General features: G+C 45.1%; 10 protein-coding genes. 6 read left to right on the forward strand and 4 right to left on the reverse strand.

From position 1 onward, the window contains the following. Positions 1-18 precede the first annotated feature (18 nt). The 3 genes from AC23P2_RS28470 to AC23P2_RS28480 all read right to left on the reverse strand — a co-directional run bounded on the left by AC23P2_RS28470 (position 19) and on the right by AC23P2_RS28480 (position 3,424). Positions 19-1,143: an efflux RND transporter periplasmic adaptor subunit gene (locus AC23P2_RS28470; protein WP_487776344.1), complete on the reverse strand. Its 1,125-nt coding sequence runs from the start codon at positions 1,141-1,143 to the stop codon at positions 19-21. A 115-nt stretch (positions 1,144-1,258) separates the two neighbouring features. Further along, a complete protein-coding gene (locus AC23P2_RS28475) occupies positions 1,259-1,657 on the reverse strand; it encodes a hypothetical protein (RefSeq protein ID WP_487776345.1) in 399 nt (132 codons plus the stop codon). Positions 1,658-1,723: 66 nt separating this feature from the next. Continuing rightward, on the reverse strand, positions 1,724-3,424 hold the full coding sequence (locus AC23P2_RS28480) for a hypothetical protein (RefSeq protein WP_487776346.1): 1,701 nt from the start codon (positions 3,422-3,424) through the stop codon (positions 1,724-1,726). Positions 3,425-3,513: 89 nt separating this feature from the next. Between AC23P2_RS28480 and AC23P2_RS28485 the strand changes: the two genes are divergently transcribed. After that, complete coding sequence (locus AC23P2_RS28485) at positions 3,514-4,659, forward strand: acyltransferase family protein (RefSeq protein ID WP_487776347.1); 1,146 nt, start codon at positions 3,514-3,516, stop codon at positions 4,657-4,659. Positions 4,660-4,704: 45 nt separating this feature from the next. On the opposite strand, the gene AC23P2_RS28490 is transcribed toward AC23P2_RS28485, so the two are convergent. Then, positions 4,705-6,024, reverse strand: coding sequence for a TolC family protein (locus tag AC23P2_RS28490; RefSeq protein ID WP_487776348.1), 1,320 nt, complete (start codon positions 6,022-6,024; stop codon positions 4,705-4,707). A gap of 164 nt (positions 6,025-6,188) precedes the next feature. On the opposite strand from AC23P2_RS28490, the gene AC23P2_RS28495 reads away from it, so the two are divergent. The 5 genes from AC23P2_RS28495 to AC23P2_RS28515 all read left to right on the forward strand — a co-directional run bounded on the left by AC23P2_RS28495 (position 6,189) and on the right by AC23P2_RS28515 (position 12,481). After that, complete coding sequence (locus tag AC23P2_RS28495) at positions 6,189-7,823, forward strand: amidohydrolase (protein ID WP_487776349.1); 1,635 nt, start codon at positions 6,189-6,191, stop codon at positions 7,821-7,823. 177 nt (positions 7,824-8,000) lie between these two features. Continuing rightward, a complete protein-coding gene (locus AC23P2_RS28500; protein ID WP_487776350.1) occupies positions 8,001-8,804 on the forward strand; it encodes a hypothetical protein in 804 nt (267 codons plus the stop codon). 318 nt (positions 8,805-9,122) lie between these two features. Next, positions 9,123-9,971 (forward strand): ion transporter, encoded by an 849-nt coding sequence (locus AC23P2_RS28505; RefSeq protein ID WP_487776351.1) that lies wholly within the window; start codon positions 9,123-9,125, stop codon positions 9,969-9,971. Beyond that, positions 9,971-11,092: a glycosyltransferase family 4 protein gene (locus AC23P2_RS28510; RefSeq protein WP_487776352.1), complete on the forward strand. Its 1,122-nt coding sequence runs from the start codon at positions 9,971-9,973 to the stop codon at positions 11,090-11,092. Before AC23P2_RS28505 ends, AC23P2_RS28510 begins: the two co-directional genes overlap by 1 nt. 18 nt (positions 11,093-11,110) lie before the next feature. Next, entirely contained in the window at positions 11,111-12,481 is a 1,371-nt protein-coding gene (locus tag AC23P2_RS28515) for a methyltransferase RsmF C-terminal domain-like protein (protein ID WP_487776353.1), read from the forward strand. Positions 12,482-12,600 lie beyond the last annotated feature (119 nt).

Genomic DNA, 12,600 nt, shown 5'->3' on the forward strand with positions numbered 1-12,600 from the left:
TTTGGTTTGAATTGCGCACTATTTTTGTCCCATCTCTGCCATGACCTCACGCATTGGCACCAACTTAGGCGAAACGAAATCGCCATCGGTCACTCGCTGAATACCCTCGTACAAAACCTTGTCCGTCGCGGTTAATCCCGTCGCTATCACATAGAGTTGCGGTAATCGCTGCATGATTTGCACATTGCGCTGGCTGATTTTGTTTTCAGCATCAACCACATAGACACAGTTTCGGTCTTGCACCTCAAACACCGATTTTTGAGGGACAATCAGCGCATTTTTAAGCGTATTGGTGAGCTGAACTTTTCCACTTGCCCCGTTTTTTAACACCTGTTTAGGGTTCGGAAATTTGGCGCGGAAAGCAATCGTACCTGTACTTTTATCAAATTGGCTATCAACAGTTTCGATGACACCCGTTTGAGAATAGGGTTGACCGTTGGCCAACAAAAGCTTGACTGGACGCCGTTGATTTACCTCGTTTTGCTCCGTAAAATCCAAGTATTCTTTTTCCGTGACGTTGAAATAAGCAAACACATCTTGGTTGTTGGAGAGTGTAGTAAGTAGCGTTCCTTCATCCACCAAACTCCCCGTTTTGTTAGGAATCCGCCCAATGACACCACCAAAGGGCGCTTTGATTTCGGTAAGCGACAGTTGGAATTGGGCGTTGGAAACGTCCGACTCCGCTTCTTCGATTTTGGCCTTCAGTGTCTCAAGTTTCGATTCCGCAATGTCTAACTCCACCTTCGACAACACGTTTTGTTCTACAAGCAGACGGGTGTTTTTGATTTCAAGCGCCAGCGTTTTTGCTTCGGCTTGCGTACTTTTGAGGATGGCGTTTGCTTTGTGAAGTTCTTGACGATAGACTTGGCTTCCAATACGGAACAAGATTTGACCCGCCCGTACAGGTTTGCCCTCGTCCACCAAAACGGCCTCGATGTACCCGCCGATTTTGCTTCGTACCTCTACGTTTTGGAGTGAAGCAATAGAAGCGACATACTCTTGCGTGTACGTCGTATCAACTATAATAGGTTGGGTCACAGGCAATATTTCTTGGGTAACTTGGGCGGTTTTTGTTTCTTTGGCGCACGACCAAAGCATTATTAGGCAGGTAGAAATACCCGCCAACACTACGAATGGTTTCATAATAGTTGGATAAAAAGCACAACCGAGCGTAGCTTTTTGAGCTATGCTTTTGTGTTATAAAAAAAATGAGAAAATGAGCTAACTCAGTCGAATGACTGGTTTTAGGCCAAAAGCCTTACGAAGTCATTTCTTTGGGAGGTGGAGGTACAATGTCGGGGTGAAACTGGGACGCGTAGGTATCGCGGTAGTGAATTGGCCGCTCGGCCGAAGGTAGTACGGCTTCGGTCGTAGTCAGTGAGAAGACACTGAACGGCTGACAGTAAAAAAGGATTTTGGCGATGGAGATACTCCCGCCGTCTTCGGTATCGTGTTCGTCTTGTTCTGGAATGATGTTATCAAAACCCATGATTTGCTCGATAATCAACTCGGCCACACTTTCGATGTCGTTATAGCTGAGGTTTTCGGGAACATAATCAGGCTGGGCGTCAGGAGAGTCAATACTACAGTTGAGGATGTGCAATGCCATAAACACCCAAACGAGTCGTGAGAGAATATGTTTACGGAGAATGGACATCAATGGTTTTTAGTGTGTGGGTTGTGAAAACAAGCGTATTTTCGTCAAAAAAGTTCGACTTGGGGTTTAGAACACCTGTTGACGATAAGGCAGATTGAACCGAAAACCAACGGTGGCTAAGTTGGTTTTGAGGTTTACCGAAGCCGCTGGGCTTACTTGATTCCGCAGCATAACTCGTCCGTCAATAAAGAAATTGTGCTTGAGCATGTACGATGCCCGTACGTCCGAAAAAGTAACATCGACGGGTGTGCCTTGCGTCAAAAAATTATTGACGTCACTCGGACGACTATCTTGGTAGCTTCGATAAATACTTCCTCCCCAGTTTCGCCCATCAATGTCAATTCCTTTGCGCGAGCGCTGAAACGTTCCATAAAGGGTTAATCTACGACTTGGCTGATAGCGAGCAAGTCCTACGACTTCCCAAAAATTTGCCCCAAGTGGGTGCGCCAAGGGCACGTCATAATGGACATAGTTAGTGTATCCCGACTTGTGCGCATACGTATAAGGTCGGGCGAGGTTTAGTTCTGCTTGTAAATCCAAGTTCGGAATCTTAAAGGCATCTACATATTTAAGTCCTGCCTGAAAACCAAACTTTTTCCCCCACGAGCCTTTTTTACCAAAATACTCTGATGTTTTAAATTCATCTAGCATAAATTGCGTGTAGAAGCCAAATTTTTTCAAGAAATTCCAACGGAAATCAAACCCAAGCATAGCATTGTCAGAACTCCCTAGATACGTTTCCAAATACCGATAAAAAATAATCGGATTGAAATAATTTGCATCCAATTTGCCATTGGTACGACCATACATTTCCGCCTCAAAAATTCCTAGACTGATATTTTTACTCAAATTAATACTCAAGTGGTGAATAGCTGCATATTTCTTTTCTAACGGTTCTTCAGGAGTACGGGGCGTTTGGTTATACAACATATTACACCAAAGGTTGGTGTATTGGAAGCGCCCCAATTGTGCCGTTGCCTTTAAAAACAAATAAGGTGCACTCCAATTTGACAGAAGCATCGAACGATACCCGCTTCCAATAACATTTTGGTCGTGCCCAAACTGAATATTGATTTGCTTAATCGGATTGAAAGTAAGGTATCCACGTGCCGAAATAAAATCTACACCATTGGTACGTAAGCTTTTAACCAGGCTTTCTCCTGGTATCACATACAGTGGGTAACCTAAATAAATTTCACGCACATTTAGCGTGTAATTACGTACATACTGCGGAAACATCGCTTGGGTATCACTAACGTAGGTATAAAAGCCCAGCTTTTTCCCGATAGTTCCCCGCAATTCTACCCCGCGTGCTGTTAGCCATAAATAATCTTTTGAATTGTTTTCGCCTCCCAAAATCAAATGCGTGACGGGGCTGAGGTGTAGGTCGAAGTTTTTGTTCTGAACGTAGTAAAAATCAGAAGGTTTGCGGTAAAAACGTTTCCACAACGTTTTTTTGCTCATGGGTGTTTGGTCCGACGACCACTCCCAGCTGTCTTGGCGCAGGTAATCTAAATTAAAAAAATCAGTATCATTGAGCGGCATCGTGCGGTCTGCCTTGATGCTGTCCAAGAAGTTAATCACCGCCGAGCGCTGAAAAGGTTTTACCCCAATGTGAAAATCCTCATTCAATCGCCCACGGCGAATTTCATACCGATCTATCAGATGGTAGTAATCATCATTGAGCGGGATGTATTGTGATTGGGCTACCGCATTTTGCAGGAAAAAACACCAACAAACAATCAACGTATAAATTCTAAATTGCATAGCGTTAGTTATCACTTGGGCAAATTAAGCTAATTTTGCCATTCTGAGAGTGGTATGGTTACTCTCAAAAACCAAAAAAGATTATCCTTTTGAGCAAAGTTTCTACCTCAGTCTATTTTCCTAACCTCAATGGGGTTCGTTTTATTGCCGCGTTTTCGGTTTTGATTCACCACATCGAACAAGTGAAAGAGGTTTTCAAAGTTCCGAATTTTTACGACAATCACCTCATTAAGAGCATGGGGAAATTAGGCGTCGATTTATTTTTCGTACTTAGTGGCTTCCTTATCACCTATTTACTGCTACACGAGAAAGGCCGATTTGGGTTTATCAATACGCGTAATTTCTACATAAGACGGATTTTACGGATTTGGCCACTTTATTTTCTGATTGTACTGCTCTCATTTTTTGTCTTTCCTCAGATTTCCCTTTTTGTTCCGCCCAACAACGAAATTTCGTTCATGGCGCACAACGTTTTTCGGCGCTTGTCGCTTTTCCTGCTTGTTTTACCCAACATTGGTTTTATTCTTTACAATGCGCCTTACTTAGCCGCCCAAACTTGGTCCATCGGCGTCGAAGAGCAGTTTTATTACCTTTGGCCTTGGATTGTCAAAGACTTTAGCTGGAAACGCCTCATCATCACTGTCTTTATCTTTTGTTTCGGGACGTTTGCCGTTTTTTACATTTATTACAATTGGGTTGGTCATACGCAGTATGCAAACAACGTGCCTGAAATTACACGTTTCTTCTTCAGCCAATTTCGAATCATTACCTTGATGACGGGCGGGCTATGTGCGACGTTGGTCTATTACCAAAAAGAAAAGCTACTACAACTGCTTTTCCGCAAAGATATGCAGCTTGTGGTATATGCTGTTTTATTGATTTGCCTTGTCACAGGCGTTCACGTGAGCAGCCTAAATTTGGAGTTTTACGGGCTGTTTTTTGGTTATTTTATCCTCAATGTATCGAGCAATCCCGCCTCCATTGTCAACTTAGAGTACAACTGGATTTCTTATTTGGGCAAGATTTCGTACGGAATTTATATCTACCAAACTGCCTTCATTGTCGCCAGTATCCACCTCATTCAGTGGACGTTTGGCGATACGCTGTCCGTGCTTACCTTCAACCTGATTCTGTATCCACTTTCGGCCTTGCTTACCATTGGTGTATCAGCATTGTCGTACCGCTACTTTGAAACGCCGTTCCTAGCGTTTAAGAATCGTTTTAGTAAGCATTGAGAAGGCTCGTGTGTTGGGTTGCTCACAACCCAACTTGAGTTCGCATTATTTCACTTCGCTCACAATAGAGCTACTGAGGCGGAGGAGTTCGATTTCGGCGAGTTTGACGCTGAAAGCAGCTTCAATCAAGCGTGATTCTGTGGCAACGGCGTTGCGTTGGGCTTCGCGAAATTCGATGGCCGTCGAGTTTCCAAATTTGTAACGCTCAAAGGCCAAATCCACGTTTTGACGCGCTATTTTCAAGTTTTTCTCCTCAAAACCAAACAGTTGCAAACTATTTTGATAACTGTTGTACGTCCGCTCAAGGGCCGACAGCAACTGGTTTTTCAAATCTGCTTCTTGGTATTCAGTAATGATGGTGTTGACTTTAGCGTTTTGTTCACGGCGGCGTTGATTATAGCCATCATAAATCGGAACGTTGAGGCGCACTCCGTAGTTTAACACCCGCGACTGCCCTTTTTGGGCTCCAAAACCCGCTTCGTTATTGAACGAAGTATAATTATAACCCGTCACCAAATCCACCTGTGGGTATTTGGTTGATTTAACTTCTTTTTCGTTGATTTTTGCCAAGGTACGGCTTTGAGCCGCCGCCAGTAAATTGGGGTTTTCGACCAATTTTTGCTTCAAATCACCCAAGGCCAAATCATTACGGAAAACAATCGTATCAATCACCGCAAATTTGGTTTCAAAATCGCGAAAAAGTAACGCATTCAGGTTGACATTAGCGTTTTGAATCACCTGCTGTTGTGCCAGCACCGCCGCTTGGTCTTGGTTATAATCCACCTGCGCGGCCAAGTATTCCGATTTTGACGTTGTTCCTACTTCATAATTTGCTTTGGCAAGCTCTTGGCGCGTCGCCGAAATATCCAACGCATTTTGGAGTGCTTTGAGGCGCTGCTTCTGGCGAACAATTTCATAATACGCATTGGCCACCTGCGAAACTGTGTTCTGAATCGCAATCTGGACGTTGGTTTTACCCAGCTTTTCAAACTCTTTCAAACGGTCGGCGGCGGCAAACATCCCCATCCCGTCGTAGAGTGTCCACACCATGGTCACTCCCGCGTTGTTATTACGGTTATCAATTCCGCTCTGCACCAGCGGCTCACGGATATTATTAAAAAACGATTGGTTAATGCTATTATGGGTAAAGTTTTGGAGAGCCGTTCCCGATACCACGGGCAACATCCCCGCATTCCCTCGGGTGTTGTCATTATGGGCAATGGCCTCACGGCTTTGGACAACTTTAATGGAATAGCTTTTTTCGAGTGCGGTAGAAACGGCATTTTCGAGCGTCAGTAGCTCTTGGGAAGACGAATCCAACGATAAACAAAAAACGATGGGGAACGCAAGAAAAAAGTATTTCATACCAGCAAAAACGAAATTAGTGGGCTTTTATGTAGGGCAAACTGCCATTCTTTCGATAACAGAAATGGCAGAAAGTTCGTTTAATGGATTGCGATAAAACTTTCGCACTGCTTCAAAAATAGCTTTTTAAAGCGTAGCTTTAGGCACAGTTTAACCCTGACACGATGAAAAACTACTTTTACGCGCTCTGTGCCGCCTTTTTAGCGGCATGTTCAGGCCAGAAGAAAGCCGACCTAATTGTTTATAATGCAGCGGTCTATACCGTCGATTCGACCTTCTCCAAAGCCTCGGCTTTTGCCGTTAAAGATGGCAAATTTGTGGCCGTGGGAGATTCAGCCACGGTCTTTTCTCAGTTCCAGTCTGACTCCCTCGTCGATGCCCAAGGCAAAGCCGTTTACCCTGGCCTATACGATGCCCACGCCCACTTCTACGGCCTTGGTCAAATGCTTGATCAAGCCGATTTGGTGGACACGCAGTCGCCCGAAGAAATTGTCGAACGCCTCAAAAAATACCAAGCCGAACACCCCGACGCCGTGTGGATTATTGGCCGTGGGTGGGATCAAAACGACTGGCCTGTAAAGGAATTTCCGACCAAAGACATTTTAGACAAAGCATTTCCCAACAACCCTGTCTATTTGACGCGCATCGACGGGCACGCGGGTTGGGTCAACTCTAAAGCTTTACAATTGGCGAAAATCACCGCCGAAACAAAGGCAGAAGGTGGCTTGGTGGTTCTAAAAAATGGACAACCGACGGGCGTGCTCATCGACCGTGCCCAGCAGCTTGTTCGCGCCCTTAACCCTACGCCCACGAAAGATGAGATTACGTCTAAACTTCTCAAAGCGCAGGCGATGTGTTTTCAATACGGCCTCACTAACGTCGGCGATGCGGGGTTATCGCCTGATATTATCGACCACATTGATAGCCTTCAAAAAGCTGGAACGCTCAAAATTCGATTGTATCCGATGGTGAGCGTGAGTCAAGAAAACATCGAAAAGATGCTCAAAAAAGGCATTTATGTCTCTGACCGATTGAACGTTCGTTCGTTTAAGATTTATGCCGATGGCGCGTTGGGCTCGCGCGGTGCTTGTTTGCTCAAACCTTACAGCGACGCCCCCGAAACAACGGGTTTTCTGCTTTTTAGTCCTACCGAGCTTGAAAAATGGATTTCTCAATTGGCCAATAGCGAGTTTCAGGCCAATACGCACTGCATCGGGGATTCATCTAACCGCTTGATGCTAAACCTCTACGCTAAGTATTTGAAAGGCAAAAACAACCGCCGTTGGCGGATTGAACACGCCCAAATCGTGGACGCGGCCGATGTGGCAAAATTTGGAGATTATTCGATTTTACCTTCTGCCCAACCTACACACGCTACCTCCGACATGTACTGGGCAGGGCAGCGTTTGGGCAAAGACCGCGAAAAAAATGGGTATATTTTCAAAACTTTGATGGAGCAAAATCAGAAAATTGCGTTGGGCACCGACTTTCCCGTGGAAGCCGTGTCGCCTTTTTATACCTTCCATTCGGCGGTGTATCGGCAAGATGCCAAGGGCTTTCCTGCGGGAGGCTATCAAGTAGAAAATGCCCTGACGCGTGAGCAAACGCTGCGCGGTATGACGATTTGGTCGGCTTACGGTAATTTTGAAGAAAATCGCCTCGGTAGCATCGAAAAAGACAAAGCTGCTGATTTTGTTATCCTTGAAAAAGATTTGATGACTGCCCCCGCCAACGAACTCCGTGAGCTAAAAGTGAACAAAACCTACGTAGCGGGCGAAAAGGTTTTTGAACGAAAATAACAAGCTGAAAACCTAAAAATAAGCGGCACGAGGCAAGACCTTGTGCCGCTTATTTGTTTTATTTTATATTAAAATATTGCAATTACAACTACAAACTAAGATATTTGGATTGTCATTTTCAACGTTTTCTCAACACTACTTCCATTTATTTTTTATCAAAATCTACCATTTCAAACCATGAAAACGCTCCAAAAAAAATCACGCCACTGCAAGTCGTTTGCAGTGACAGCTCCTAACATTGTATCGTTGTACAACGACGGCCACCGCCCAAACGCCCACAAGCAAGTAGGCACCACTAAAACCACCATTTCTTTTTTGAAAAATATCCTTTTAATCCTAGCATTTTTTATCCTTGGGTTTGGGAGTGAACTCAGGGCACAGAGTAAAGATACTCTCAACCTCAAATGGGAAATAGGTACTGATTTGCTCTGGCTATTGGATAAGAATTCTTTACCCAAATATTCCATATTTGCTCGGCGAACTTTATCAAAAAATAGTGCTCTTAGATTTAGAATAGGGGCCGATATAAAGACAGATCCGAGAAATATTGGTCTGGGGGTTGAAAAAGCTAGTTTTTTATTTAGGTTGGGTTATGAAAGACAAAAAAAAATTGCTAAAAATTCAAGTGTATTTTGGGCAATTGATGCCCACTTTCGTAGAGAAAATATAGAAGGCTATCTAATTCAATTACCTCAAGTAAATCCTCTTTATTACCCAGATCATAGTTGGCAACTAGGGGGGGTAGCTATTCTGGGGTTTCGTTATTATTTAGGTAAACAGTTTTCAATATCAACGGAAGCGAGTTTAGCATCTTACTATCGGGAATTTAGTTCAAATCATTATAGTGGTGGGTTACTAATTGTCACCGATAACAATTACACAAGTAGCGGCAGTTGGGCATTTCTCTACAGCACAAACCTTAAAAGTTTTGTATTAGAGATTAGCCCTATGCAGGTTTTAAATTTCTCTTATCACTTCTAATCCCGATAGCGCGAGCATCTTGCTCGTGCTCACCATTCACAGGCTTCTAGCCATATTCACATAACAGGCTGGAAGCCTACGAATAAGCGGCACGAGGCGCAACCTCGCGCCATCTTTCACTACATATTAGATATTATAAATCCCAATAGCGTGAGCATTCTGCTCGTGCTCACTATTCACAGGCTTCTAGCCATCTTCACACAACAGACTGGAAGCCTAAAAATAGTCGGCACGAGGCGCAACCTCGCGCCATCTTTCGTCAAATAGGCAGTACCTGATGCAACTTCTTGCTATTTTTGTGGAAAAACTGTACTTCCCGTGACTTTCCGCAAACGAGTTTACAATACCCTTGAGTTCTCGGCCAGTGGACGACGTGGGTTGAGCTTGTACATCAACCTCGGTTTGGTGTCGGTCATTGTGCTCAATTCCCTCGCCATTGTCCTGCACACCGTCCCCGAAATCCGTCACAATCGCCTCTACGAACACATTTTTCAGTATTTCGAGATTTTTTCCGTTGGTATTTTCACCATCGAATATTTCCTGCGGATTTGGTCCTGCGTCGAAAATCCTCGGTACCGAAGCGATTGGCGGGGGCGTTTGCAGTTTATTTTTTCGTTTTGGGCCATTGTCGATTTTCTAGGAATTTTTCCCTTTTATTTCACCCTCCTTACCTCCGACTTTGGCATCATTCGTATTTTACGCGTCTTTCGGCTATTCCGATTGTTTCGGGTATCGCGTTATTCTCGTGCCCTCAAAATGATTCGAAACGTCTTCTACGAAACCAAAGAAGAACTGCTGATTTGTTTGTCGTTCATTGTTTTTACCCTCGTCATTTCGTCGAGTGTGATGTATTACTTAGAACACAACGCCCAACCCGAACGCTTCAAAAGCATTCCTGCCACCCTTTGGTGGGGCGTAATTACAATGACCACCACGGGTTACGGCGACATGTACCCCGTCACGGCCGCTGGTAAACTATTTGGGGGCATTGTTTTGATGCTCGGTATTGCCCTTTTTGCTTTGCCAACGGGTATTGTTGCTTCGGGTTTTATGGAGCAAATACGCCGCGATAAAGGCCGCAAATACGTCCGCTGTCCCCACTGCGACGAGCTTATCGACTTGCAGGAAGTAGCTCATATTCACAAACCTGACCCTAAAAAACACTGATGCGGATTGGATTTGATGCCAAAAGGGCGTTTAATAACCGAACGGGTTTGGGCAATTACAGCCGTTTTGTGCTCAATGCACTACGCACTTTTGCCCCTACGCACACTTACACGGCCTATACGCCTAAAATAAAATTGGGGCTTTTCGACGAGTTTCCCACGTCGCTCATCCGCACGCCTGCGTCGTCCAACGCCTTGTACGGCGCTTGGTGGCGAAGTTATGGGGTGGTGTCTGAGGTACAACGAGATAACATTCAACTTTTTCACGGGCTCAGCAATGAACTTCCGCAGGGGTTAGGCAACATCAAATCTGTCGTTACAATTCACGACCTGATTTTTTTACGTTACCCGCATTTATACCCCGCCACCGACCGTTTTTTTTACCAACGTAAGTTCAAAAAAGCCTGCGTCGAAGCCGACTGCATTGTGGCCGTGAGTGAACAAACCAAACGAGACATCGTCGATTTTTACGGTACTTCGCCCGATAAAATCAAGGTCATTTACCAAGATTGTCACGAGGTTTTTCACGCTAACAACTCCATTTCGGCCTCGTCTTACAACGAAGTTCAACAAAAATACAACCTAACTCGCCCATTTGTCTTGTGCGTCGGCACGATTGAAACCCGCAAAAACCAAGGTCAATTGGTCAAGGCATTTGCCGACGCTTCACTGAAGGGGGCAGAATTAATTTTGGTTGGAGGCAAAACGGCGTACCAAGCCGAAATTGAACGCTACCTAACGCAGCACCAACTCTCGACCCGCGTACGAATCTTTAACAACGTTCCGTTTTCGGACTTGCCCGTTCTGTATCGCTTAGCTCGGGTGTTTGCGTATCCTTCGGTGTTTGAAGGTTTTGGTATTCCCATCGTCGAAGCGCTTCACAGCGGTGTGCCCGTGGTGGCAGCTACGGGTTCGTGTCTGGAAGAAGCAGGTGGCAAAGGCGCTTTGTATGCCGCTCCCGACGACACTAGTGAATTGGCTTCTCATCTTCAACGCCTCTGGAACGACGAGCCTCTGCGCGCCCAACTTGTGGCCGACGGTCAAACACACTTAAAACAATTTTCCGCCCCAACCATTGCAGCCCAACTTTTGGCACTTTATGAGGAGGTGAGTAAACAATAAACCGTTTTATCGTAAAATATGCAACTTCCCGTTCCATTTATACACCAACTACAAGCCCAACTTGGTAACGATTATACTGCGTTTGAAACCGCTTTACAAGCAGCGCCACCCGTCAGTATTCGCTACAATCCTAGAAAAATCACCGCTCCTGCGTCCCAAACCGTACCTATTCCTTGGTGTTTGGAAGGACGGTATTTAGAGCAACGTCCTGTTTTTACGCTCGATCCACTTTTTCACGCGGGGGCATATTACGTACAAGAAGCCTCGTCGATGTTGATTGGACACGCACTGCCCCAAGTGGCTAACGTGGCCAAACCGCTTCGCGTGCTTGATTTATGTGCTGCTCCTGGCGGAAAAACCACCCTATTGACCTCCTTACTTCATCCTGATAGTTTGGTGCTGGCCAACGAAGTGATTAAAAGCAGGGTGATGATTTTGAAAGAAAACGTGCAAAAATGGGGTTCACCCAACGTCCACGTGAGTAACCATGACCCCGAAGATTTAGGGAAATTAGAGTCTTTTTTTGATGTTATTTTGATAGATGCCCCTTGTTCTGGAGAAGGTCTTTTTCGCAAAGACCCTGCGGCCATCAACGAATGGTCGGAAGGAAGTGTACAAGTATGTGCGGGTCGCCAGAAACGAATCGTGGACGCTGCCTTGCCTTTGCTTACTCCTGGCGGAATCTTGTTGTACTGTACCTGTACCTACAACGATGACGAAAACCAAGGGACAGGCCAATGGCTACGGGAAAAGGGCATGGAAGAACTCAAAATTAGCGTACCCGCTGAGTGGGGCGTCGTAGAAAAACCCATTGGATACCAATGTTATCCGCATCGAGTCAAAGGAGAAGGTTTCTTTTTTTCGATATTTGAAAAGCCTCATGCCTTTCGTTCAGCCCAGCGCTACGATACTTTGCCCAGAAGAGGTAAAGAAGAAGGATTTCGATCATGTAAACGTTTGACAGCAAAACAACTTCCTGAAGCCCGTAAATGGCTCGAACAACCCGATAGTTTTCATTTGTTTGTAAAACCCAACGGGGAAGTAATCGCGTTTTTAGACAGCCAATTAAATGATATTCGGATTTTGGACAATACCCTTTCGGCCAAAGGACTGGGACTTGAAATGGGAGAGTTTAAGGGAAATGATTTTATTCCGTCGCATGCCCTTGCTTTAAGTACCGCCTTGTCATCGGATATTTTTCGACTTGAGCTAACCGAAAACGAAGCATTGGTGTTTCTAAAGAAGGAAAATCTGTCGGTTGATGCTCCGCGTGGTTGGGTACTTGTGACTTACCAGGGTCAAGGACTAGGGTGGGTAAAAGGGTTGGGTAATAGGGTGAACAATTACTTACCTAAAGATTGGCGGATTCGGATGGAGATTCCAGAATGATAAACGTTCTAAAAAGCAAAAAGCCTTCCAATACTGGGAGGCTTTTTGTCGGGATGGCAAGATTCGAACTTGCGACCTCCTGGTCCCAAACCAGGCGCGATGACCGGACTACGCTACAT

It is taken from the genome of Runella sp. R0.1_18 (assembly GCF_057652155.1).